The organism is Blastococcus tunisiensis (assembly GCF_900112815.1).
GTDB lineage: Bacteria > Actinomycetota > Actinomycetes > Mycobacteriales > Geodermatophilaceae > Blastococcus_B > Blastococcus_B tunisiensis.
Genome location: NZ_FOND01000003.1, coordinates 1 through 23,223, shown reverse-complemented (window position 1 = coordinate 23,223; position 23,223 = coordinate 1). Strand labels below are relative to the sequence as shown.

The following is a 23,223-nucleotide window of genomic DNA, read 5'->3' as shown; positions in this document are numbered from 1 at the left end:
GACGTGTGCGTCCACCACGAGAACCGCCACCTCCTCCCCGCGCTCACCGACGCGGGCGTGGACCTGGACACCCTCCTGCAGGACGCACCGGAGCTCGTGGGGGCAGCCGCGGGTGGTGGGCGCTGAAGCCCATCTCCTGACCTGCCACTGGCCGCACCCTCCGCTGTGCGGCCAGTGGCATGTCGGACGCGGGGCCGATCAGGCGGCGGCGTGCACCGCCTCGGCCAGCGCGACCGGCTGGAGCTGCGCCGGGGCCAGCGGCTGCCCGTCCAGCAGGATCGTCGGGGTGCTGTTCACGCCGTCCCGGCTGGCCTGGTCGGTGAGCGATCTGGTCCAGTCCTCGAACACCAGGTCGCGGATCCCGCGCTCGACGTCGGCACCCGCGGCGCCGACCTGCCCGGCCAGCTCGATCAGCTGGTCGTCGGTGAGCCCCGGGCCGCCCTCGACCGGCTGCCGGTCGTAGAGGAGGCCGGCGAACTCGACGAAGGCGTCCGGGCCGGCGGCGTCCACGACGACGCCGGCGGCGTTGAGCGCCCGGGTCGAGTACTCGTCGATGAACGCCATCGGGTGGTAGCGCACCCGAGCGCTGCCGTCGTCCACCAGCGCAGCCATGGTCCCGGCGCTGAGCGCCTCGAACCGGGCACAGGCCGGGCACTGGAAGTCCTCGTACACATCGAGGGTCGCGGGGGCGTCCGCCCGGCCCACCTCGACCGCCATGCCGCCGTCGACCGTGTTCGCCGGCACGGCCGCGTCCGGTGCCGAGGAGGTGCGCTGCGACTGGACGACGATCGCGAGCACGACCACCGCGACGAGCACGGCCGCGGCGACGGCGCTGCGGGCGAGCGTCCGCCGGCGCTGGGCCGCACGGGCCCGGGCTGCCTCCGCGGCCCGGCGGGCGGCGATCCGCTGCTTCGCGGGCACTTTCCTCCCCGGGGCGGGCCGCTGGTCGGTCACCTGGTCAACGGGCATGGCTCTCCTCCGGGAGGGGTGCGGCCGGCGAGGGTGCGCCGGGCAGGGTCGGGGCGGTGCGGGGTGCTCCGGCCGGACAGGTCCGGGAGCGTGGCCGGCGGGCCAGCAGCAGGGCGACCGCCAGGAGGCCGAGGTCGCGCAGCAGCTCGCCGGGGTAGGCGGTGTCGCCGGCGGCGACCTCACCGCCGCCGCCGAAGCAGCCGCAGTCGATCTGCAGCCCGCGGGCCCACGCGGACGCGACGCCGACCATGAAGACGACCAGCAGGACGGCGGCCGCCAGGGCGGCGGCCCGCACGAGGACGCCGGCGATCAGGGCCAGCCCGAGGGCCACCTCGAGGACCGGCAGCCCGAAGGCGACCGGGGCGACCAGCGGCTCGGGGATCAGCTGGTAGGCGCGGACGGCACGGACCGCGGCCGCCGGATCGGGGATCTTCACCGCGCCGGCGACGACCAGCACCCCGCCGAGCACGAGGCGCCCGGCAACGGCCGGCCACGGCGCGGCGGGGAGCCACGCGCGTGGTCGGCGCGCTGCGTCAGGAACGAGTCCGTCAGGCACGGGTCAGCCGCAGCCGCCAGGCCTCCGGACCGCGCTCCTCGTAGTCGACGGCGAGCGCACCCCCGGCCCGCGCGGAGAGCTGCCGCAGCAGGGGCAGCGGGTCGTGCGGCGCCACCAGCAGCAGCGAGCCGCCCTGGGGCACGGCGTCGAACGCGCCGAAGACGGTGGCGTGGCGGATCGCGTGCGGCACCGCCCGCACGTCGAGGACGGGGATCTCGTCGTCGTGGCCACCGCAGCCGCAGCTGCCCGGCGCAGGCGCCTGCGGGGTGCCCCGGTCGTGCCCGTGCGCATCCTCGCCCAGGAGCTCGTGCATGCCGGCGAGCACGCCGGCCAGCGAGAGGGCCGGATCGGCGGCGACCGCGGGCAGCACGAGGTCGTTCTCCTTGGCCAGGTGCGTGTCGAAGAGGACGCGCAGCGCGTGGCCGACGGCCGCGGCGCGCACGGGTTCCGCGGCCCGGTCCAGCTCGCGCACCAGGCCCTCGAGCACCCGGTGCTCGGTCGTCATCGCCTCGACGAGCAGCCGGAGCCGCTCCGACGCGGCGGCGGCCGGGTACAGCGAACGCTCCTCGGCCGCGGCGTGCGGGAGCAGCTCGCCGCCGAGGAAGCCCAGCGCGGCAGCTCGTGCCTGCGCGAAGCCGACACCCCGGTCGGCTGCCGCGAGCAGGGCGTCGACGTGCGCGGACAACTGGCCGGCCAGTTCGGCGTGGTGCTGCTTCACGGCCTCGACGGCGGCGGCATCGTCCGCGTCCGAGGCCAGGACCATGTCGACGGCGTCGGGCGGCAGGGTGGTGGTCACGTCTTCCTCCTTCTGGACGGTCACGCTGGCCGTCTGGTCGGCAATTTACTACGGTAGGCACCGTGAAAAACAAGAGCGACGCTCCGGAGTTCGGTCCGGCCCCGGTCCGCGGCTCGGTCGGCGCGCCGCTGTCGGGTGCCCGCGGCGCCGTGCTGGAGCGCCTCCAGCGGGCGGCGCGACCGGTGACGATCGCCGGTCTCGCCGCGGAGATGGGCGTGCACGCCAACACCGCGCGCGAGCACCTCGACGCGCTCGTCGAGCGGGGGCTGGCGGTCCGGGAGCGCGCGCCCGCGCAGGGCCGTGGCCGGCCGGCGTGGCGCTACGCCGCAGCGGCGGACCGGCTCGAGCCCGACGTCCGGGTGCGCGACTACGCCGCCCTGGCCGGCGCGCTGGCCGGGCACCTCACCCGTACCGCCGCCGACCCCGCCGCCGAGGGCCTGGCCGCCGGGCGGGACTGGGGCCGGACGCTGGTCGCCCACCGCCCCGCGGTCGGGCCGGCCACGAGTCCCCGGCACGGCGTCGTCGACCTGCTCGACGAGCTGGGCTTCGCCCCCGAGGCCGACGCCGCCGCGACCACCGTGGCGCTGCGCCGCTGCCCGCTGCTCGACGCCGCCCGGCAGTACCCGGAGGTGGTGTGCCAGGTGCACCTCGGGATCGTGCGGGGCGCGCTCGAGCACTCCGGCGGGGATCCCGAGCCGACCGCCCTGCTGCCCTTCGCCGAGCCCGGCGCCTGCCGCCTCCACCTGGACACGACCCTCGCCGGCGGCGGCACGGATGAGTGAGGCCCTGGCCGCGGCGGTCCCGACGGCGGCCACCGCACCTCCCGACGGCCCGGCCGCACGGCCCGCGATCTCCCCCGGAGCTGCGCGTCGCCCCGTGGCAGGCCGGCTGGCCCTCCTGCTGCCCGGCGGCGTCGCGCTGCTGGCGGGCCTGGACGCCGCGCTGATCCTGCTGGACCTGCCGGCCCCGGTGCGGCTCGACCGGCTGCCGCAGGTGCACGGCGTGCTGCTCGTCCTCGGGTTCGTCGGGACGCTGGTCGCGCTCGAGCGCGCGGTGGCACTGCGCCGGCCGGCCGGTTTCCTCGCCCCGGCGCTGCTCGGCCTCGGCGGCCTGCTGCTGATCACCCCGCTGCCGCTGCAGCTGGGACAGACGGTCCAGGTGCTCGGCGCCGCGGCCTTCGTCGGGGTGTACGTGGCCCTGTGGCGCCGGCAGCGCGACGACGCCGTCCTGGTGCAGGCACTGGGCGCCGCTCTGGCCGGGGGTGCGGCGATCCTCTGGCTCGGCGGCGTGCCCGTTCCGCTGCTGCTGCCCTGGCTGGTCGGCTTCGTCGTCCTCACCATCGGCGGGGAACGGCTGGAGCTGGCCCGGCTGGCGATGGGGCCCGGTGCCGGGACGACGCTGGTGCTGCTGGCGGCCGGGCTGCTCGGCGGCATCGTGGCCGCGCTGCTCTGGCCGGCCGCCGGCACCGCGCTCCTCGGCACGGCGCTGCTGGCCCTCGTCGGCTGGCTGGCCGCGCACGACGTGGCGCGGCGGACGATCCGGGCGCGCGGCCTGACCCGGTTCATGGCCGGCTGCATGCTCGCCGGCTACGTCTGGCTCGGCGTCGCCGGCGCCATCTGGCTCGTGGGTGGACCGGCGACCACGGGGGTGCGCTACGACGCCGTCGTCCACGCCGTGTTCCTCGGCTTCACGATCTCGATGATCATGGCGCACGCGCCGGTCATCCTCCCTGCCGTCCTCCGGCGGCCGCTGCCCTACACCCCGGCGCTGGTGGCTCCCGCCGTCCTGCTGCACGGCTCGCTGGCCCTGCGGTTGTGGGCCGGTGACGCGCTGGGGCACGAGGCCGCCTGGCGCTGGGGCGGGGTGCTGAACATCGCGGCCGTCGTGCTGTTCGTGGCGCTGGCCGTCGGCTCGGTCCTCCTCGCCGCGCGGCGCGTGGGTGCGCCCCGATGAGCCCGTCGGCCGGGCAGGCGCGGGGGTTCTGGCCGCTGCGCGACCTGCCGGTGGTGTTCTGGCTGCTCGCCACGGCCGTGGTCGCGCTGGTGCACCCCGCCCTGCCGGCCCCGCGGTGGTTGCTCATCCACCTGCTGCTGCTCGGCGCGGTCAGCCACGCGATCCTGGTGTGGAGCCGGCACTTCGCCGACGCCCTGCTGCGCACCGACTCCCGCCCGGGCGACCGCCGGGCCCAGTCGCGGCGCCTGCTGCTGCTCAACGGCGGTGCGCTGCTGGTGATGGCCGGCGTGAGCCTGGCCGTCTGGCCGCTGACGGTCGCGGGTGCGGCGGCGGTCGTCACCGCCGTCGGCTGGCACGGCCTCGCCCTCGCCGCGCAGCTCCGCCGCTCGCTGGGTGGCCGCTTCCGGACGACGGTCCGCTACTACCTGACCGCCGCGGCGCTGCTGCCCGTCGGGGCCGTTCTCGGCACCCTGCTGGCCCGCGGGCTGCCCGGCCCCTGGCACGACCGGCTGACGCTGGCCCATGCCGTGGTCAACGTGCTGGGCTGGATGGGGCTGACCGTCGCCGGGACGCTGGTGACGCTGTGGCCGACCATGCTGCGCACCCGCATCGCCGAGGACGCCGAGCGCTCGGCGCGGCGGGCGTTGCCCGTCCTGGGCGCAGCCCTCGCGCTGACGGTCGGCGGCGCCGTGGCCGGCCCGCAGTGGGTGGCCGGGCTGGGCCTTGCCGGCTACCTGGGCGGCCTGGCGCTCCTCGCCCGGGCGCTGGTCGCCACCGCGCGCGCCCGGCCGCCGTCGTCCTACCCCGCCTGGTCGGTGGCCGCCGGCCTGCTCTGGCTCGCCGGGTGCCTGCTCGCGGCCGCACTGGCGGTGGGCACGGCGCCCACCTGGGCCGAGGCCGGCGAGCGCTTCCGCTGGCTGACGCCGTTCCTGGCCGCCGGCTTCGGCGCCCAGGTCCTCCTGGGTGCGCTCTCCTACCTGGTCCCGGTGGCGCTGGGCGGCGGGGCCGGTCCGGTGCGCGCGGCGAACGAGGTGCTCGACCGCGGCGGCGCCCTGCGGATCGCCGTCGTGAACGCCGGGCTGCTGCTCTGCGCGCTGCCGGTGCCGAGCGTCGTCCGGGTGCTCTGCTCGATGCTGGTCCTCGCCGGGCTGGCGACCTTCGTCCCGCTGCTGTTCCTCGCCATCCGGACCGTCCGCCGCACGAAGCGGGAGGCCGAGGGAGGCGCCGTCCCCGCCCGCGGGACCGGCCGCCCCGCCGGCCAGGTCACCGGCCTGGCCGCCACCGGCGTGGCGGCGGTGCTGATCGCCGTGGCGGCCGGCGTGGCCGTCGACCCCGCCGCCCTCGCCGACGTCCGCGCGATGTCCGCGCCGTCCGCCGACGTGGCGGCCACCGGCCGGACCACCACCGTCCAGGTCGCGGCCGCCGGCATGCGCTTCGCCCCCGACACGGTCGAGGTGCCGGTCGGCGACCGGCTCGTCATCGAGCTCGTCAACAGCGACCCCGACACGGTGCACGACCTGGTCCTCTCCTCCGGGCCGGCCACCGAGCGGCTGTCCCCGGGTGGATCGACGACCCTGGACGCCGGCGTCATCGGTGGCGACGTCGACGGCTGGTGCTCGGTGGTCGGGCACCGCCAGATGGGCATGACCCTCCAGGTCCGCGCGGTCGGGGCGGCCACTCCCGAGGCTGCTCCGCACCACGGGGAGAACGCTGCCGGCGACGCGGCCGACGACCTCGACTTCGCCACCGCGCCGGCCGGCTCCTTCACCCCGCACGACCCCGTGCTCCCCCCGCTGACCGACGAGCGCGTGCGCCGGTTCACCCTTCCCGTGGCCGAGGTGGAGCGGGAGGTCGCGCCGGGTGTGACCCAGCGGCTCTGGACCTTCGCCGGCACGGCGCCGGGCCCGGTCCTGCACGGCCGGGTGGGCGACGTCTTCGAGATCACCCTGGTCAACGACGGCACGATCGGGCACTCGATCGACTTCCACGCCGGGGCCCTGGCCCCGGACGGGCCGATGCGCACGATCCCGCCCGGCGAGTCGCTGGTCTACCGCTTCACGGCGATCCGGGCCGGGGTGTGGATGTACCACTGCTCGACGATGCCCATGTCGGCGCACATCGCCAACGGCATGTTCGGCGCCGTGGTGATCGAGCCGCCGGACCTGCCGGCGGTGGACCGCAGCTACCTGCTGCTGCAGTCCGAGCTGTACCTGGGGCCGCAGGGCGGCACGGTGGACACCGCGAAGCTCGCCGGGGAACGGCCCGACGCGGTCGTGTTCAACGGATACGCGAACCAGTACGACGCCCGGCCGCTGGCAGCCCGCGTCGGTGAGCGGGTCCGGATCTGGGTGCTCGACGCCGGCCCGAACCGGGCGACCAGCTTCCACGTCGTCGGCGGCCAGTTCGACACCGTCTACGCCGAGGGCGGCTACCTGCTGCGGCCGGGGGACGGCGGCAGCCAGGCGCTCGCGCTGGCACCGGCCCAGGGCGGGTTCGTCGAGCTGGCGTTCCCGGAGGCCGGCGACTACCCGTTCGTGTCGCACGTCATGGTCGACGCCGAACGCGGCGCCCACGGCCTCGTCCGGGTGTCGCCGTGAACGTTCAGACGGCGGCCGGGGTCATCGGCGGCAGCCACTCGCTGCGCTCTGCCATCGTCGCGCTCATGAACTCCGGCAGCGCCTGCCGCCAGGTCTCCCCGAGGTCGGTGCGTCGCCCGTCGTCGTGCAGGTGCGGCAGCCCTCGCGCCACCTGCATGCCGAACGTGACCAGCCCGAGCTTGACCGCCAGCCCTCGACGCCGGTGCTCGGCGCCCACGTAGATCTGGTGGACCAGGCCGGACCCCGGCCACCAGCGGAACGCCGCCACCTGGTGCGCGGCGGACACCCCCGCCGCCTCCGCCTGGCCGGCGTCCAGGACCGTGCCCTCGGGGAACCGCAGATCGGAGAACGCGACGAGCGTCGCCGCCGGCGGGGTCGCGTCCGGCTCGGGCAGCTCGACGTACCAGCAGTGCGGCGCCGCCGGCATCGCCACCTCGACGGCGTGCACGCGACCGCCTGCCAGGTCGACCCGAGCCGCCATCAGCCACCCCGACGGGCGACGTCCCGCCGGCAGGTCGACGACGGACCCCGCAGGGAAGTCCGGCGAGTGGACACCCACGACGACCCGTCGGGCCGGCTGGCCTGGTTCCGGCAGCCGCGCCCACCAGGTCCCCGTGCCGTCGTCAGCCCCGTCGCGCACGGCGCCGGGCCAGGTACCCGAGGCCGCCGATCCCCGCGGCCAGGACGGCGAGGCCGACGCCGATCACCGGCATCGACCACGCCGTGCTGCCGACCGTCTCGAGCGGCTGCGCCTCCACCGTCGCCGGCGACGGGGTGGCGGGCGCCGTCGTCCGCGGGGACGGCGATCCGGTGCTCACGGACGGCGGCGTGGTGGAGCCCGCCGCCGCGGCACCCGCCGCCGGTGCGGTGCGCGCGTCAGGGACGGGGGCCGGGCCGGCGGACGGTCGAGCGGGTGCGGGAGCCGCCGCCCGGGCAGGGGCCGGCGCAGTGGTGGGCGCAGTGGTGGGCGCGGGGGACGGCGTCGGCGGATCCGCGACCGGGGGCGCCGGCGGGGCTTCGGGATCCGGAGCTCCACCGGCCAGCCACACCGGCCAGGAGGCGGGACGAACGGCTCCGGTGACGGTCGGTGCGGCGATGGTGAACGCGGGCACCACCTCACCCTGGTCCACCCCGGCCAGGTCGACGGCGCGGACCGTGAACGTCGCCCCGGGCGCGAAGTACCCGGCGAAGTCGACCAGCCCATCGGGGTCGGCGTCGGCCGGCCCCCACCGCGTCACGCCGGTGGTGGCGGCCGCCGCCCGGCCGTCACCGGTGTCCGGCTGCCCGGCGGGACCGACCAGCTCGTACCGCACGGGCTCCGTCGCCACCGGCGTCGGCACCTTCGCCAGCACACGCGTGCGGAACAGCGAGCCGTTGACCACCGCGGGCGCCACGGTCTCGCCGCACGACCCCGTGGGGAACGGGACCTCGCAGATCTCGACCGTGCCGATCCCGGCGGCCCCCTCGAGGCCGGTCACCGTCCCGGTCTGGGTGAGCGCGTACGTGCCGGCGGGCGGCTGCGCCTCCTCGTCGAAGGAGCACAGGTCGGTACCCGCGCCCGTCCGCGCGGTGGTGCAGGTGAACGTCGCCCCGCCCGGGCCGGGTGCGGTGAGGGTGAACTCGGTGCCGGACAGGTCCAGCCCGGCCGGCACCGCACCCTGGGTGGTGACCGGGATGGCCGGAGCCGGGATCAGCTTTCCGGTGCCGAAGTACGCGCTGTAGGCATCGAGGGTCGGGGCGGCCAGCGTCGCCCCGTCCGCGGTCGCCGCCCCCAGCGGGGGCGCGTCGACCAGCGGTGCCGCCGAGGGGGCCGCCGTCTCGGGCTGCTCCTCCCCCGGCAGCTCCTCGGGCAGCTCGTCGTCGGTCGCGAGGGCCGCGGGCATGGAGGTCGTCGTCGCGAGCAGCAGGCCGACGCCGACCAGCGACCCGCGCGCGGCTCCACGGTGCCTGCGGACGGATCCGCGGGGGCGGGACTGGCCAACGGTCTGCATCGGGATCTCCTCCGGCCCCCGACGACCATCGCCCGGAGCCGGTGCGGACTGTCGCCGAGACCCGGCGTGACCGGTCGGGACCCCCCGCGAACACGCCGGGACGATGGCGAGCCGTAATCCCAGGCTTCCCGGCAGCACCATCCGCACCGGCCGCCCGGCCGCGCCGTGCGGGGAACGCGCAGGTCGGTGCCGGTAACAGGCCCAAGCTGCCCGCCCGTGGAAGGCGCCGGAGCCGGATCAGCCGACGCCGAGGTCGCGGGCGATGAGCATCCGCTGCACCTCGCTGGTCCCCTCGCCGATCTCCAGGATCTTCGCGTCGCGGTAGAACCGCCCGACCGGGAATTCGTTCATGAAGCCGTACCCGCCGTGCACCTGGGTGGCGTAGCGCGCGTTGTCCATGGCGACCTCGGAGCTGTACAGCTTGGCGATCGAGGCCTCGCGCTTGAACGGCTCGCCGCGCAGCATCTTCTCCGCCGCCCGGTAGTAGGCCAGCCGCGCGGTGGAGGCCCGCACCTCCATGTCGGCGATCATGAACTGGATCGCCTGGTTCTTCCCGATCGGCTGCCCGAACGCCTCGCGCTCGCCGGCGTACTTCACCGACTCGTCGACGCACCCCTGGGCCAGCCCGACCGACAGCGCCGAGATCGCGATCCGGCCCTCGTCGAGGATGGAGAGGAACTGCGCGTAGCCGCGGCCCCGCTCCCCCACCAGGTTCTCCTCGGGCACGCGGACGTCGGTGAACGACAGCTCCCGGGTGTCGGAGGCGTTCCAGCCGACCTTGGAGTACCGCTGGCCGACGACGAAGCCCGGCGTCCCCGACGGCACGAGGATCGCCGAGATCTCCTTGCCGCCGTCCGCCCGCGTGCCGGTGACGGCGGTGACGATGACGAGCTCGGTGAGGTCGGTGCCGGAGTTGGTGATGAACGCCTTCGACCCGTTGATCACCCAGTGGCCGTCCTCGAGGCGCGCGCTGGTGCGCGTGGCACCCGCGTCCGAGCCACCGCCGGGCTCGGTCAGCCCGAAGGCGCCGAGCGCCTCGCCGGAGCAGAGCCGGGGCAGCCACACCCGCTTCTGCTCCTCGGTGCCGAACCGGTAGATCGGCATGGCACCCAGGGAGACGCCGGCCTCCACGGTGATCGCCATGGAGCTGTCCACCCGGGCGAGCTCCTCGAGCACCACGCACAGGTCGAAGTAGGTGCCGCCGGCACCGCCGTACTCCTCGGGGAACGGCAGGCCGAAGAGGCCGAGCTCGCCCATCTGCCGCACGATCTGCGTGGGGAACTCGTCGCGCTCGTAGAACTCCCCGATCTGCGGGGCGATGACCTCCTGCGCGAACTGGCGCACGGTCTTGCGGAGGGCCTCGGTCTCGGCGTCGAGCCGGTAGTCCAGCATCAGTTCTCCTGCTCCTCGGGCGCGGCCGCCACCGGGGTCACCAGGGCCACCCGCTCGTCCAGCGCGACCGTCTGGCCGGCTGTCACTCCGAGCTCGGTGACCGTCCCCGCGAGGGGGGCGGTCAGCACGTGCTCCATCTTCATCGCCTCGACGACCAGCAGCGGGGTCCCCGCTGCCACCTCGTCGCCGACCGCGGCCTGCACCGCGGTCACCGTCCCCGGCATGGGTGCGGTCACCACTCCTCCCGCGCCGGCGCCCTCGGCGTGCGCGGCCAGCCGTTCCTGCTCGCGCAGTGCCGCGACCCGGCCGTCCGCGGCCAGCCACACCGTCCCGTCCGCGTGGACGACGGTGTAGGAGGCGGTGAGCCCGTCGAGGGTCACGGTCAGCCGGCCGCCGTCCCGGGTGGCCCGCGCGGGCACCGGTTCGCCGTCCCCGATCCGGACCTCGGCGGCCGACGACCGGCCGCGCAGCCGGACCTCCACCGGGTCGCCGCCGGGAACCTGGAGCCGGCGCACCGACCAGGCCGGCTCGCCCAGCCGCCAGCCGTCGGGCACGTCCCAGCGGTCGACGACGGGGCCGGCGGGCTCGCTCTCGATGAGCAGCGCGAGCGCCGCGGCGGCGTAGACGTGCGGCGGCGGGGGCTCCGGCAGGGTCAGGTCGTCACCGCGGCGCTCGATGAGCCCGGTGTCCAGCCGGCCGGCGACGACGTCGGGGTCGGTCAGCAGCTCGCGGAGGAACCCGGCGTTCGTGGTCACCCCGAGGACGGCGGTGTGCCCCAGGGCGCCGACCAGCCGGGCCCGAGCGGTCTCGCGGGTCGGTGCCCAGGCGATGACCTTGGCCAGCATCGGGTCGTAGTCGGAGCCGACGACCGTGCCGACGGCCAGCGAGCTGTCGACGCGGATGCCGGGGCCCGTCGGCTCGACCAGCCCGAGGACGGTGCCCGCCTGCGGGAGGAAGCCGCGGGAGGGGTCCTCCGCGTAGAGCCGGGCCTCGATCGCGTGCCCGTCGAGCGTCACGTCGCTCTGGTCGATCGGCAGCCGCTCCCCCGCCGCGATCCGGAGCTGCTGCTCGACCAGGTCCAGGCCGGTGATCGCCTCGGTGACCGGGTGCTCCACCTGCAGGCGGGTGTTCATCTCGAGGAAGAAGAAGTCGCGCGGCCGGTCGGCGTCGACGATGAACTCCACCGTTCCCGCACCGGTGTAGCCGACGGCCCTGGCGGCCTCGACGGCGGCCCGGCCCATCGAGGCGCGCATCGACGTGTCCAGCAGCGGCGACGGCGCCTCCTCGATCACCTTCTGGTGCCGGCGCTGCAGGCTGCACTCGCGCTCGCCGAGGTGGATGACGTTCCCGTGGGTGTCACCGAGGACCTGGACCTCGATGTGCCGGGAGTTCCCGACGTACCGCTCGACCAGCAGGGTGTCGTCGCCGAAGGAGCTGGTGGCCTCGCGGCGGGCGCCGGCGATCGCGTCGGGGAGCTCCTCCTTCGCGCGCACCACCCGCATGCCCTTGCCGCCGCCCCCGGCGCTGGGCTTGAGCAGCACCGGGAAGCCGACGGCGACCGCGGCGTCGGTGACCTGCTCGTCGGTCATGCCGGGCTCGGTCCGCCCCGGGACGACGGGGACGCCGGCGGCCACGACGGTCTGCTTGGCGCGGATCTTGTCGCCCATCGCCTCGATGGCGGCGACCGGCGGACCGATGAAGACGATGCCGGCCTTCTCGCACGCGCGGGCGAACTCGACGTTCTCCGACAGGAACCCGTAGCCGGGGTGGATCGCCTCGGCTCCGGTGCGCAGCGCCGCCTCGACGACCCGCTCGATCGACAGGTAGCTCTGGGCGGCGGGCGCGGGCCCGATCGGGACGGCGACGTCGGCCAGCCGGGTGTGCAGCGCGCCGGCGTCGGCGTCGCTGTGGACGGCGACGGACCGGATGCCCATCTCGCGGAGCGTGCGGATGACCCGGACGGCGATCTCGCCCCGGTTGGCCACGAGGACGGTTCCGAACATCAGCAGCCCCCTGGGTGCGTCATCGCGACACGGCGCGCGGTCACCGCGGTCACATCCGGAAGACGCCGTAGCCGACGTCGTCGAGGGGTGCGTTGGCACAGGCGGAGAGGGCCAGGCCGAGGACCGTGCGGGTCTGCGCGGGATCGATCACGCCGTCGTCCCACAGGCGGGCCGTGGCGTAGTAGGGATGGCCCTGCGCCTCGTACTGCTCGCGGATCGGCGCCTTGAAGGCCTCCTCCTCCGCGGCCGGCCACTCCTCGCCGCGCGCCTCGAGCCCGTCGCGCCGGACCTGGGCCAGCACCGACGCGGCCTGCTCGCCGCCCATCACCGAGATGCGGGCGTTGGGCCAGGTGAAGAGGAACCGGGGCGAGTAGGCCCGGCCGCACATCGAGTAGTTGCCGGCCCCGAACGAGCCGCCGATGACCACGGTGAGCTTCGGTACCCGGGCGCAGGCCACCGCAGTGACCATCTTGGCGCCGTGCTTGGCGATGCCGCCCGCCTCGTAGTCCCGGCCCACCATGAAGCCGGAGATGTTCTGCAGGAACAGCAGCGGGATCTTCCGCCGGTCGCACAGCTCGATGAAGTGCGCGCCCTTGAGCGCGGACTCGCCGAACAGCACCCCGTTGTTGGCGACGATCCCGACCGGGTGACCGTGCAGCCGGGCGAAGCCGGTGACCAGCGTCGGCCCGTACAGCGGCTTGAACTCGGCGAACCGGGAGCCGTCGACCAGTCGGGCGATGACCTCGCGCACGTCGTAGGGGGTGCGCGGGTCCGGCGGCACGACCTCGTAGATCGACTCCGGGGCGTGCCGTGGCTCCTCGACCGGATCGACGTCCCACGGCCGCGGCTCGCGCGGGCCCAGGGTGCCGACGATCTGGCGGACCAGCTGCAGGGCGTGCGCGTCGTCGTCGGCCAGGTGGTCGGTGACGCCGCTGACCCGGGAGTGCAGGTCTCCCCCGCCCAGGTCCTCGGCGGTGACGACCTCGCCGGTGGCGGCCTTCACCAGCGGCGGGCCGCCGAGGAAGATCGTGCCCTGCTCGCGGACGATCACCGCCTCGTCGCTCATCGCCGGCACGTAGGCCCCGCCGGCGGTGCACGACCCGAGGACGGCGGCGATCTGCGCGATCCCGGCCTTGGAGAGGTTCGCCTGGTTGAAGAAGATCCGGCCGAAGTGCTCGCGGTCGGGGAAGACCTCGTCCTGCATCGGCAGGAACGCGCCGCCGGAGTCGACCAGGTAGACGCAGGGCAGCCGGTTCTGCAGCGCGACCTCCTGCGCGCGCAGGTGCTTCTTCACCGTCATGGGGTAGTAGGTGCCGCCCTTGACGGTGGCGTCGTTGGCCACGACCACGCACTCGCGCCCGGAGATCCGGCCGATGCCGGTGATGATCCCGGCCGCCGCGGCCTCGCCGTCGTAGAGGCCGTGCGCGGCCAGCGGGGAGAGTTCCAGGAACGGGCTGCCCGGGTCGAGCAGGGTGTCCACCCGCTCGCGGGGCAGCAGCTTGCCGCGGTCGACGTGCCGCTGCCGGGCCCGCTCACCGCCGCCGAGGGCGACCCGGCGCAGCTGCGCGGCGAGGTCGGCGGCCAGCTCGGCGTGTGCCGCGGCGTTGCGGGCGGCGCTCGCCGCGTCCGCCGCGACGACTGGGGAGAGCACGGGCGCATCCACGGGACCGAGGTTAACGCTCGTTCACTCCCATGGTCTACCGCACACCCCGGAACGGTTAACGCCGGTTCACGTCGGCGCTAGCATCGGGTCCGTGACCTCGACGCGGGCCGATCGTGGCCGCGCCTCCGACACGGCGCTGCACGTCGATGCCGCGCGCCCGTCGCGCCGCGAGCAGATCCTGCAGGCCGCCGCGCAGCTGTTCGCCGAACGCGGCTCGCGCGCCGTGGGCGTGGACGACGTCGGCGCTGCGGTCGGGGTCACCGGCCCGGCGATCTACCGGCACTTCGCCAGCAAGGACGCGATGCTCGCCGAGATGCTGCTGCGGATCAGCGAGCGGCTGCTGGCCGGCGGCAGCGACGTCGTGGCGCAGGCGGGGAACGACGTGGCCGGCCAGCTGCGCGCCCTGATCGCCTTCCAGGTGGACTTCGCCCTGGACAACCCGGCCCTGATCACGGTGCAGGACCGCGACCTCGCCACGCTGGCCGCCGCCGACGCCGCCCAGGTGCGCCGGCTGCAGCGCCGCTACGTCGAGGTCTGGGTCGCGGTGCTGGCGCGGCTGCACCCCGCGGCCGACGCCGCCGCCTGCCGCGCCCGCGCGCACGCCGTCTTCGGGCTGATCAACTCCACCCCGCACAGCGCCGGGCGGCTGAGCCGTGCGTCGATGGCGGCGCTGCTGGCCGAGATGGCCTGGGCCGCCGCAACGGCGTGACCCCGACGATCATGGAACCCTGACCACCCCTGGGACTCCGGACGTGGTCACGCCGCCACGATCGCGGCGAGGAGCTACTCGGCGGGGAGCGGGGGGACCGGCAGGGTGAGGCCGGCGTCGGCGACCGCGTCGATCGCTGCCGAGCCGCCCGCGGCGCCCTCGTCCACCCAGTCGGTCTCGACGATCGTGACGGCCGTGCCGGACAGGGCGCTCGCGTACTCCGCCCCGGACAGCTCCGCCGGGCTGCCCGGGTAGCGGACCCCCTCGCGCAGGAGGTCGCTGATGTTGCCGCTCCCGTCGCGGTCGGTGAGGGCCTGCAGCTGGCGAGCCACGGCGGTGTCGGGCATCCGCACGCGGACGACCGAGACCACGACCGGGGCGCCCTCGACCTGGGTGGAGTACAGCGCGCGGGACAGCCCGGTGCAGTCGGTCGCGGCGAGGAAGGCGGCCGTGTCGCCGTAGGCGTGACCGGCGCAGGTCTCGTCCACCTGCACCGCCTCCACCCGGTACTCCGCACCGCCCACCGCCTGGACGTCGCCCACCGCCGGCCCCTCCGGCGGCGTCGTCGCCGTGGCCGTCGGACCGGTCGCGGTGCCGCCGTCCTGGTCACGCAGCAGCAGCCAGCCGCCCACGCCGAGGGCGACGAGGACCAGCACGCCGACCACCGCCAGGACCGCCGTCCGGCCGCGGAAGCCGGTGCGCTCCTCGGCCTCCTCCGCCTGCTGGTGCTGGCTCCAGTACAGCGGCGGCGCCGCCGGGGGCACGTCGCGCCGGGGCGGGGCGGCCGACGTCCGCGGCGGCACGACGTGCCCCAGCGGCCGCTCGGGCTCGCCGCGGGCGAACAGCCCGCCGATCCCGCCGCCGTCGTCCGGCGGAGCGGGCGGACCGTCCACGGCCACCGTGTCGCGCGGGGACTCCTCGGCCGCGGCAGCGGAACTCCCGGACGCCTCGGATGCCTCGGACTCCTGGGCCGCGGCGGCGTGTGCGGCGGCGGCCGAGGCGGCGACCGCCTGGGCGATCGCGGACTTGCTGGGCTGCTCGCGCACCGGGGGCTGCGCGGGCGCGTCCCTCGGGACGTCGGGGCCCGCGGTGGGTCCCGCCGACGGCGGGGCCGACGCCATCGCCGCCGGGGTCATGAGCTCGGGGCGGCGCAGGACGTACGGGGAGTAGGGGAAGCCCTCGCCGTTGAGCTCCTCCACCGAGGGCCCGCGCCCGGAGAGCTCCAGTGCCTCCAGGGCGGCCCGCACGTCAGCCGTCGTCCAGAGGCGGGGGTTGTCGACGCCGGCGTACCGGCTCGCCCGGGCGATGCCCAGCAGCAGCGACCGCGGCTCCAGCAGGGAGACCAGGTCGCCCTCGCCGAGGTCGCCGTCCCCGGGGACGAGCCCGGTCACGTCACCGACGAGGACGGTCAGCCGCGCGATCCGCCCCGGCTCGAGCCCGGCGCGGCGCAGCTTCATCGCGACGTCCATGCCGGCCCGCATCAGCCCGTCGAGCGGCGTGGACCCTCCACCGGAGAGCTGCAGGGCCTGGCCCGGCCCTGACTCGGGGGCGATCGTCCACGCGCCCTCGGGGACGGCCCGGACCACGCCGGACTGCCGGAGCACCTCGGCGATGCGGACGACGGCGATCCCCTCGGGCACCAGCAGGACGGCGTCGGAGATGCGCCGCCCCAGGGGTCCGTCGATCAGCGGGATGCTGGCGACGACGGCGGCGCGGACGGAGCCGCCGGTGTCCCAGCGGGTCAGCTCGCCGAAGAGCGCCTTCTCCCCCGCGGTCTGCAGCGGCGCCGGGGTCAGGGCCAGCACGTCGGGTGTCCTCCGGGGCGGTCGGTGGGGCTCTGTCGTTCCCGTCTGTCGTTCGCGGCGGACGGCGTGGACCGCCGAGCAGGGCGCCCCCCGGCGCGCACTGCCCGAGGGGATCGACCCGGCGCCGGCAGCTGCCCCCGACGCTACGTCATCGCTGCGAACGCAGCGTGCGCCCTCGCCGGGTGCGGGCCATCAGACCTCGAGTGGCTCCCGGGGCGGGACCGGGCCGTCGGCGACCTTCCACCGGGCCAGCCAGCGGCTGCGCTCCAGCACGTCGGCGGCCGCCCACAGCAGCCCGAAGGCCACGGCGACGGGCAGCACCGACCACCAGTTCCACGGCGGGAGCAGGCCCAGCGCGTCCTGCCCGACGGCAGCGGCGTACACGGCTCCGGCGACCAGCGGACCGGCCAGCCAGCCGGGTACCTCCCGGGTGACGGCGACGTCGACCAGCACCGCACCCACGAGGAGCACGAACGGCAGCACCGACGGCGGGAAGTCCATGCCGACCAGCAGCAGCCACATGACCGACCGGTAGGCGAGGTAGGTCGCCGCGATGATGGTCGCCGTCCAGCGCAGGCCGACGACGCGGCGGGCCAGCACCAGCGACAGCAGCCCGGCGAGGATCAGCCAGGCCGGGTGCACCCAGGACGGCACGGGCAGCATGAACATCGCCGGCGACTGCCCCTGCGAGGCGGCGAAGTCCAGCAGCTGTGGCTCGGCCGTCGTCCGCCCGGCGTCGTAGGCCTCCAGCGAGAGCACCCCGTACTCCTGGTGCTGGTTGGGGAAGAGCACGTTCTCGACGAAGAACAGCCACAGGCCCAGCGAGACCAGGTCGCGGATCCGCCCGGGTGCGGCGGAGAGCCACCAGCCGCGGATGGCCCCGGCCAGCATGATGGCCGTGCCGAGGTAGAGCAGCGCGTGGCTCGGGCTCCAGCTGGTGATGTCCAGGCCGTTGATGCGGTGGTTGAGGACGTCGATGGGGACGGCGACCAGGAAGGCGCCGATGCCCCACTGCATGAGCTGCAGGGCCCGCCGGTCCACGCCGTAGCCGCTGTAGCTGTGGAAGACGACCAGCGCCACGACGACGACGGTGCCCGCGGAGTTCAGCAGGTGCGGGGGCGCCAGGTCGTCGCGCAGCCACCGGAAGTGCCAGGAGACGTCCCACGAGGACCCGAGCATCTTCAGCAGGAACGCGCCCAGCCAGGCGGTGTAGATCCAGCGCAGCTCGGTCTGCGTGGTGGCGCGCCCGGGGCGTCCGGGCGTCATGTAGGCCGCCCAGAGCCAGCGGAGGGTCGGGATCGGGTGGGCGAGCCCGGCGCGCAGCGTTCCCGGCGCCGGCGGTACCGCCGGGCGGACCCGGGCGGGTGCAGCAGGAGAGGGCACGGGAACTTCCTCGCACTCGATGGACGTGGCCTGCGACCCTAGCCGCGCCGTCCCCGGATCGGAGCCTTCGACTGGCGCATCGGCGACACGTGTGCTGACACCCGGACGGGCGGGGCGGGCGGTGCACGCGGTGCGTACTGTCGGACCACGTGGCAGAGAGCGCAGGGCACCTGGTCTGGATCGACTGCGAGATGACCGGGCTGGACATCGTCAAGGACAAGCTGATCGAGGTCGCCGTCGTGGTGACCGACTCCGAGCTGAACGTGCTCGACCCCGGGCTGGACCTGATCATCTCGGCCGACGACGCCGACCTGGACGGGATGACCGACGTCGTCGTCGAGATGCACCGCAAGTCCGGTCTCACCGACGCCGTCCGGGCCTCGACGCTCACGGTCGCCGAGGCGGAGCAGGAGGTGCTCGCCTACATCAAGCGCTGGGTGCCGGAGCGCCGCACCGCCCCGCTGTGCGGCAACTCGATCGGCACCGACCGGGGATTCCTGGCCCGCGACATGCCCGAGCTCGACGACCACCTGCACTACCGGATGGTCGACGTCTCCTCGATCAAGGAGCTCGCGCGCCGCTGGTTCCCGCGGGTGTACTTCGCCCAGCCGCCCAAGGGCCTGGCCCACCGGGCGCTGGCCGACATCATCGAGTCGATCCGCGAGTTGGCCTACTACCGCCGGACGCTCTTCGTCGCGGCGCCGGGGCCCAGCAGCGACCAGGCCAAGGGCGCGGCCGAGGAGGTCGTCGGGTCCTTCGCCGAAGTGCTCGCCGCCGGCGACGCGACCCCCCGCACCGGTGTGGACGAGGTCGCACCCCCGGCCGCGTCGGGGAGCTGACCCGCTCCGGTATCGTTGCTCCGGTTCCCCTCCTGGCGCGTGCGCCCGCCGGGGACCGATGGTGGGTGTAGCTCAGTTGGTAGAGCACCAGGTTGTGATCCTGGGTGTCGCGGGTTCGAGCCCCGTCACTCACCCCACCCGGAGAGGCCCTGGTCAGGAGACTGACCAGGGCCTCTCTCGTTCCGCTTCCCCGCACGGGGCGCAAGCCTCCGATGGGCACGGTCGCACCGTCCCTCCCCGCCTCACCCGTCAGCCGACCCGGACGCGGCTCCGCACGGCGGAGGAGACGCCGGGCCCCTGGACCGTGGCCATGACCGGCGGAATACTCGGTCGGTGGGCGCCCATCCGCCCGGCGAGCGGCCCCGGCTGGCGGAGCTGCTCGCGGCGGCCTCCCTGGCCACCGACCTGGTCACCGGCCAGCCGCTCGAGCACGCCCTGGAGACCTGTCTCCTGGCCACGAGTGTCGCCCGGTCCACCGGAGCCGAGCCGGCCACCGTCCGGGACGTCTACGACGTCGCGCTGCTGCGGTTCCTGGGGTGCACGGCCGACGCCCCCGAGGCGGCCGCGCAGGCCGGCGGAGACCACATCGGCCTGAACGCGGCCATGGCGCCGGTGCTCAACGGAGTTGCGGCCGAGGAGCTCCACGCCCTGGTGCGAGCTCTCGGCGCGCACCTGCCGCCGGCCCGCCGCGCCGCGCTCGTCGTCCGGGCGCTCGGAGATCCCGGGGGCAAGGCCCGCGCGCTGACGGCGCACTGCGAGGTCGGTGCCCGGCTGGCCGCGCGGCTCGGGCTGGGGGACGCCGTCGTCGGCTCGCTGGCCCACGCCTACGAGCGGTGGGACGGCCGCGGACTGCCCGACGGCCTCGCGGGCGAGGACGTACCGCTGCCCGTTCGCGTCGTCGTCGTCGCGCGGGACGCCGTGCTGTGGCGGCGGCTCGCCGGCGAGGACACCGCCCGCGCCGTGCTGCTGCGCCGCCGCGGGCGGGCGTACGACCCCGTCGTCGTGGACGCCCTGCTCGCGGCGGGCCACCAGCAGACCACGGACGGAACGCTGTGGGAGGCCATGCTCGACGCGGAACCCGGTCCGGTCCGCCGGCTCGACGCCGATCGGCTCGACCGGGCACTCGGCGCGCTCGGGGACTTCGCCGACCTGCGTTCGACGTGGCCTGCCGGCCGCTCCGCCCGGATGGCGGCGCTGGCCCGCGGTGCGGGCCTGGCCTGCGGGCTCGATGCCGGCACCGTCACGTCGCTGCAGCGGGCGGCCGCGGTGGCCGACCTCGGGGCCGTGGGGGTGCCCGCAGGCGTGTGGGCGGCTCGCGGCCCGCTCCGGGTCGCCGACGACGAGCGGATCCGGCTGCACCCGTACCTGACCGAGCGGGTGCTCGGCCGCTGCGGCGGCCTGGCGGAGGTGACGGCGATCGCCGGAGCCCATCACGAGCGGCTCGACGGCTCGGGCTACCACCGCGGATGTGGGCCCGGGCAGCTCCCGTCCGCCGCCCGGGTGCTCGCCGCAGCCGACGTCTGGTGCGCGCTGCGGGAGGACCGGGCCCACCGCCCGGCGCGCTCCCCCATCGAGGCGCGGGCCGTGCTGGCCGACGAGGTCGCCGGAGGGCGGTTGGACCGGGAGGCCGTCTCCGCCGTGCTGACCGTGGCGGGCGAGCCTGCAGGGATGCTGCCGCGGCACCGACCGGCGGGGCTGACCGACCGGGAGGTCGAGGTGCTCCGGCTGGTGGCGCGCGGAGCGACCAACCGACAGGCGGCCGGCCGCCTGGGCATCTCGGTGAAGACGGTCGGCCGGCACGTCGAGAGCGTCTACGCGAAGGCGGGGGTCTCGTCCCGGGCGGCCGCGACGCTGTTCGCCACGGAGCACGGCCTGCTCGACGGGCGCGGCTGAGCTGGGGTGTTCACCCGATGTGCCGTTGCACGGGCGGGACCAGGCTCGGCCCTGCCGCGCGAACCTCCGCCCGGCCGACACGAGAAGGAGGTGGGCACGATGAGCACGACGACCGCACCCACGCAACGGACGACGACCTCCGCAGACGGCACCCGGATCGCGTGGTGGACCAGCGGCACGGGGCCCGATCTGCTGATGGTCCACGGCACGACGGCGGACCACACCCGCTGGGAGGCGATGCTGCCGCTGCTGGAGCCGCGCGTGACGGTGCACGCGATGGACCGGCGCGGCCGCGGCGCGAGCGGTGACCGGGCGGACTTCTCACTCGAGCGGGAGGTCGAGGACGTCGCCGCCGTGGCCGAGGCGATCGGCGCGCCGGTACACGTCTTCGGGCACTCCCAGGGGGCGCTCTACTCGCTGGAGGCCTCGACGCTCACGACGGCGATCGGCCGGCTCGTGCTCTACGAGCCGCCGGTCGGGGTCGCCGCGCCACCGGAGACGCGCCGGCAACTGGCCGCCCTCGTGTCCGCGGGACGGCGGGACGAGGCGGTGGCCTACTTCCTCGTGGAACTGGCCGGTCTGACTCCGGAGCAGGTCGAGCAGTCGCGGTCGCTGCCGTCCTGGGCAGGGCGGGTCGCCGCGGCGCACACGATCGTCCGCGAGGAGGAGATCTGCGCGACCTACCGGTTCGACCCGTCCCGGTTCTCCGGCTCCGGCACACCAGCGCTGCTGCTCGACGGCACGGCGAGCCCCGCCGCACTCCGCGCTGCGACCGCTCGGGTCGCACAGGCCCTGCCGAACAGCCAGGTGGTGCCGCTCGTCGGGCACGGCCACGTGGCGATGCTGGCCGACCCCGGCCTCGTGGCGGAAGAGATCCTGGGATTCGTCGAGCGCACCTGACCGGTCTGCTGCGTGCACTCCCGCTGTTCCGGCGGGGGTGCCGCACCGCAGCCGCCTGACGGGGGTCGGAGCTCGTGGCGGTACGGTCCGCTGGTGCCCGATCGTCACCGGGGTGCGGATCGTTCCCCCGACGGAGCAGCGCCGACCGGTCTGCACGCGCATCCGCTCGTGGCCGGTGCCCGCGGGCTGGCCGGCGACCTGCTCGGCCGCCGGGGAGCACGGTGGCTCCACACCGAGGGTGTGGCGCGGCGGGCCACGGAGGCCGCTCCCACCGTCGACGCGCACGACCGGCCACTGCTGGTCGCAGCTGCCTGGCTGCACGACATCGGCTACGCCGACCCGCTGCGACGGAGCACCTTCCACCCCCTCGACGGGGCCTGGCACCTGTCCGACCACCACTGGCCGACGCTGGTCGCCGGTCTGGTGGCGCACCACTCCGCCGCCCGCTTCGTCGCCGCCGTCCGTGGACTGGCGCCCTACATGCACCGCTACGACGACCGCCGGTTCACCACGGGATCCCTGGCCGACGCGCTGACCTACGCCGATCAGACCACCGGCCCCACCGGCGAGGAGATGGACGCCGAGGACCGGATGGCCGACATGCTGCGGCGGCACGGGAGCGACAGCCCGAACGCACGTGCGCACGAGCTGCGCGCCCCGGTCATCCGCGCAGCGGTGCAGCGGACCCGGCAGCGGCTCGATCGGCCCGGCCCCGACGCCCCGACCGCTCTCGGCGTCCCCCGCTGACCGAGGCGACGTACTTCACCTCGGCGGTCGCGCCCTCCGGTGCCTTCGCGCCGTCGCCGGCCACGATGTCGCTGATCTGCGGTCCGCACCGCGGCGGTGCGTCCGTTGCCGGCACCTCCGGCTTCTCGGAGACGTCGGTGGAGATCGGCGCCGAGGCCTCGTCCGTCTCCGCCCGGGTCTCCGCACGCCTGCGCGGTGGCCTCGCCCGGTGTCACCCCCACAGTCGCCGCTGCAGGCGGTGAGCGAGAGCAGGAGGGCGAGGTCGGCGGTCGGGACGGCGAGCAGGCGCGGGGTGGTGTGGCGGTTCATGGCTCTCTTGGCTGCGACGGGACGACTCGGGGCTGTCGATCCACTACGACCACGGGATCGCCGGCGGCCGTCTCCCACTCGAGAACGCGGTCGGCGACGACCTCGAGCCTTGCCGCACATGGTGGAGCATCTGCCGATCCTCGTCGGAAAGCTGTGGACAGGCCTCTGACCTGGGGATTCGCGTCTCTCGGGTGACTCGATCGCGGTAGACTTCGAACGCCTGATCGAGTGGTGTGGAGGTGTCGTGGGCGAGCTGGTATCGGCGCTGGACGCGCTCGCCGACGACGATCTGCACGCGCTGGTGGCCCCGCAGCTGCTGGACCGCTGTGCCGAGCTGGTGCGGGCGCGGAACCGGATCGACGCCGAGCTGGCCCGCACCGTGCGGCACGCGGAGAACGTGCAGGCTCCCGAGCACGACGGGCAGAAGTCGATGGCGTCCTGGCTGCGCGGGCACTGCCGGCTCTCCCCGGCTGCGGCGGCCCGGCTGGTGCGGGCCGGGCGGGCGCTGGAACGGTTGCCGATGGTGGCGGCCGCGGCCGGCGCGGGCGGGGTGTCGGCCGAGCAGGTGGCCGAGGTGGCCCGGGCGGTCACCCCGCGTGCGCTGGGGCTGGCCGCCGACCAGGGCATCGACCTGGCCGCGGTCGATGCGGCGTTCGCGCAGGTCGCCGTGGTCGGGGGGCACCAGGAGCTGGTCGCCGTCGTGGACGGCTACCTGGCG

General features: G+C 75.5%; 20 protein-coding genes and 1 tRNA gene. 11 read left to right on the top strand and 10 right to left on the bottom strand.

Features of this window, described 5'->3' with window-relative positions:
* Nucleotides 1-3: 3 nt before the first annotated feature.
* Entirely contained in the window at nt 4-126 is a 123-nt protein-coding gene (locus tag BM142_RS25370; protein WP_256381275.1) for a hypothetical protein, read from the top strand.
* Between the two features lie 72 nt (nt 127-198).
* Here the strand turns inward: BM142_RS25370 and BM142_RS04535 are convergent, their stop codons facing one another.
* The 3 genes from BM142_RS04535 to BM142_RS04525 are packed head-to-tail and all read right to left on the bottom strand — an operon-like array spanning nt 199 to nt 2,321.
* The gene (locus tag BM142_RS04535) at nt 199-969 is read right to left on the bottom strand and encodes a DsbA family protein (RefSeq protein ID WP_092195604.1); all 771 of its coding nucleotides are present in this window, start codon (nt 967-969) and stop codon (nt 199-201) included.
* Nucleotides 959-1,525, bottom strand: a complete 567-nt coding sequence (locus BM142_RS04530; RefSeq protein WP_092195603.1) for a MauE/DoxX family redox-associated membrane protein — start codon at nt 1,523-1,525, stop codon at nt 959-961. Before BM142_RS04530 ends, BM142_RS04535 begins: the two co-directional genes overlap by 11 nt.
* Nucleotides 1,518-2,321, bottom strand: a complete 804-nt coding sequence (locus BM142_RS04525; protein ID WP_217640567.1) for a DUF2249 domain-containing protein — start codon at nt 2,319-2,321, stop codon at nt 1,518-1,520. The genes BM142_RS04530 and BM142_RS04525 overlap by 8 nt, the downstream gene beginning before the upstream one ends.
* A 62-nt stretch (nt 2,322-2,383) precedes the next feature.
* Here BM142_RS04525 and BM142_RS04520 point away from each other — a divergent pair, with 62 nt between their 5' ends.
* The 3 genes from BM142_RS04520 to BM142_RS04510 are packed head-to-tail and all read left to right on the top strand — an operon-like array spanning nt 2,384 to nt 6,871.
* The gene (locus tag BM142_RS04520; protein WP_092195602.1) at nt 2,384-3,103 is read left to right on the top strand and encodes a helix-turn-helix transcriptional regulator; all 720 of its coding nucleotides are present in this window, start codon (nt 2,384-2,386) and stop codon (nt 3,101-3,103) included.
* Complete coding sequence (locus BM142_RS04515) at nt 3,096-4,274, top strand: hypothetical protein (protein WP_217640566.1); 1,179 nt, start codon at nt 3,096-3,098, stop codon at nt 4,272-4,274. The genes BM142_RS04520 and BM142_RS04515 overlap by 8 nt, the downstream gene beginning before the upstream one ends.
* A complete protein-coding gene (locus BM142_RS04510) occupies nt 4,271-6,871 on the top strand; it encodes a multicopper oxidase domain-containing protein (protein WP_092195600.1) in 2,601 nt (866 codons plus the stop codon). Before BM142_RS04515 ends, BM142_RS04510 begins: the two co-directional genes overlap by 4 nt.
* A gap of 4 nt (nt 6,872-6,875) precedes the next feature.
* On the opposite strand, the gene BM142_RS04505 is transcribed toward BM142_RS04510, so the two are convergent.
* The 5 genes from BM142_RS04505 to BM142_RS04485 form a co-directional block, all read right to left on the bottom strand.
* The gene (locus tag BM142_RS04505; protein ID WP_139228763.1) at nt 6,876-7,352 is read right to left on the bottom strand and encodes a hypothetical protein; all 477 of its coding nucleotides are present in this window, start codon (nt 7,350-7,352) and stop codon (nt 6,876-6,878) included.
* Between the two features lie 142 nt (nt 7,353-7,494).
* A complete protein-coding gene (locus BM142_RS04500) occupies nt 7,495-8,862 on the bottom strand; it encodes a hypothetical protein (RefSeq protein ID WP_092195598.1) in 1,368 nt (455 codons plus the stop codon).
* 237 nt (nt 8,863-9,099) lie between these two features.
* Nucleotides 9,100-10,254 carry an acyl-CoA dehydrogenase family protein gene (locus BM142_RS04495; RefSeq protein ID WP_092195597.1) on the bottom strand — a complete coding sequence of 385 codons (1,155 nt, stop codon included), beginning with the start codon at nt 10,252-10,254 and terminating at the stop codon, nt 9,100-9,102.
* Nucleotides 10,254-12,257, bottom strand: a complete 2,004-nt coding sequence (locus BM142_RS04490; protein WP_092195596.1) for an ATP-binding protein — start codon at nt 12,255-12,257, stop codon at nt 10,254-10,256. The genes BM142_RS04495 and BM142_RS04490 overlap by 1 nt, the downstream gene beginning before the upstream one ends.
* Before the next feature lie 49 nt (nt 12,258-12,306).
* Nucleotides 12,307-13,920, bottom strand: coding sequence for a carboxyl transferase domain-containing protein (locus tag BM142_RS04485; protein WP_092195595.1), 1,614 nt, complete (start codon nt 13,918-13,920; stop codon nt 12,307-12,309).
* A gap of 91 nt (nt 13,921-14,011) precedes the next feature.
* Here BM142_RS04485 and BM142_RS04480 point away from each other — a divergent pair, with 91 nt between their 5' ends.
* The gene (locus tag BM142_RS04480; RefSeq protein ID WP_217640565.1) at nt 14,012-14,629 is read left to right on the top strand and encodes an SACE_7040 family transcriptional regulator; all 618 of its coding nucleotides are present in this window, start codon (nt 14,012-14,014) and stop codon (nt 14,627-14,629) included.
* 74 nt (nt 14,630-14,703) lie between these two features.
* Here BM142_RS04480 and BM142_RS04475 read toward each other — a convergent pair whose 3' ends face one another.
* Complete coding sequence (locus tag BM142_RS04475) at nt 14,704-16,434, bottom strand: hypothetical protein (protein WP_092195594.1); 1,731 nt, start codon at nt 16,432-16,434, stop codon at nt 14,704-14,706.
* Between the two features lie 192 nt (nt 16,435-16,626).
* Nucleotides 16,627-17,817 carry a hypothetical protein gene (locus tag BM142_RS04470; RefSeq protein WP_092195593.1) on the bottom strand — a complete coding sequence of 397 codons (1,191 nt, stop codon included), beginning with the start codon at nt 17,815-17,817 and terminating at the stop codon, nt 16,627-16,629.
* A 149-nt stretch (nt 17,818-17,966) separates the two neighbouring features.
* On the opposite strand from BM142_RS04470, the gene orn reads away from it, so the two are divergent.
* The 6 genes from orn to BM142_RS04440 all read left to right on the top strand — a co-directional run.
* A complete protein-coding gene (gene orn, locus BM142_RS04465) occupies nt 17,967-18,656 on the top strand; it encodes an oligoribonuclease (protein ID WP_092195592.1) in 690 nt (229 codons plus the stop codon).
* Nucleotides 18,657-18,717: 61 nt separating this feature from the next.
* Nucleotides 18,718-18,793 (top strand) — tRNA-His (locus BM142_RS04460).
* 196 nt (nt 18,794-18,989) lie between these two features.
* Nucleotides 18,990-20,549, top strand: a complete 1,560-nt coding sequence (locus tag BM142_RS25475) for an HD domain-containing phosphohydrolase (RefSeq protein WP_092195591.1) — start codon at nt 18,990-18,992, stop codon at nt 20,547-20,549.
* A gap of 99 nt (nt 20,550-20,648) precedes the next feature.
* Entirely contained in the window at nt 20,649-21,449 is an 801-nt protein-coding gene (locus tag BM142_RS04450; protein WP_092195590.1) for an alpha/beta fold hydrolase, read from the top strand.
* A 93-nt stretch (nt 21,450-21,542) separates the two neighbouring features.
* Nucleotides 21,543-22,196: a hypothetical protein gene (locus BM142_RS04445; protein WP_175527091.1), complete on the top strand. Its 654-nt coding sequence runs from the start codon at nt 21,543-21,545 to the stop codon at nt 22,194-22,196.
* Between the two features lie 553 nt (nt 22,197-22,749).
* Nucleotides 22,750-23,223, top strand: a 474-nt coding sequence (locus BM142_RS04440; protein ID WP_139228762.1) for a DUF222 domain-containing protein, incomplete at its 3' end; no start/stop codon positions are given.